Origin of the sequence: Pseudomonas juntendi, from assembly GCF_009932375.1 — a bacterium.
GTDB lineage: Bacteria > Pseudomonadota > Gammaproteobacteria > Pseudomonadales > Pseudomonadaceae > Aquipseudomonas > Aquipseudomonas juntendi.
In genome coordinates this window covers 1-511 of sequence record NZ_BLJG01000528.1, presented here as the reverse complement: position 1 = coordinate 511, position 511 = coordinate 1, and the positions used below count along the sequence as shown (strand labels likewise).

The 511-nt window shown below is 59.7% G+C and carries 1 protein-coding gene and 1 pseudogene; both read right to left on the bottom strand.

What is annotated here, in order from left to right; genetic code table 11:
* Positions 1–268: pseudogene (locus GYA94_RS27085) on the bottom strand (sodium:proton antiporter); the annotation flags it as partial.
* 61 nt (positions 269–329) lie between these two features.
* On the bottom strand, positions 330–511 hold a 182-nt coding region (locus GYA94_RS27975), incomplete at its 5' end, for a hypothetical protein (RefSeq protein ID WP_218031619.1).

The window sequence follows — 511 nt, the reverse complement described above, 5'->3', positions numbered from 1 at the left end:
GGTCGATCATGGCCAGGGCGCGGTCGGCCAGGGCATGGGCCAGGCCGGACTTGGCGATCGCCACGGCAAAGGCGCCCAGCAATGCATAGGACAAGGCCACCGTGGCGCCACCACCGAGGCCGCCGTTGAAGGCCTTGAGCGTGCCTTCCATTCCCAGGCCACCGGTCAGGCCGCCGACGAGGGCGCCAATGATCAGGGCGATGACCACGTGCACGCGGGACAGGCTGAGTATCAGCATGATGCCGACCGCGGCGATCACTGCATTCATGGTGGGCTTACCTCTTTACGACAGAAAAAAGCGCGAACTCTGAAGCAGTGGGCGGCAGATGTCAAAATTGCCAGTTTGCGGCGGATTTCACCGGCGACAAATTTAAATTGAATGTTTGAATAAAGAAAAATCCTACAGCGCCGATACGGTGATGTTGGGGCCACTTGCCTGCCCCCACGACCTGCCCACCCTGCCCAAAGCCATAACCCTTACTGCATTGAAAAAGGGAACCGCCCCATGCCT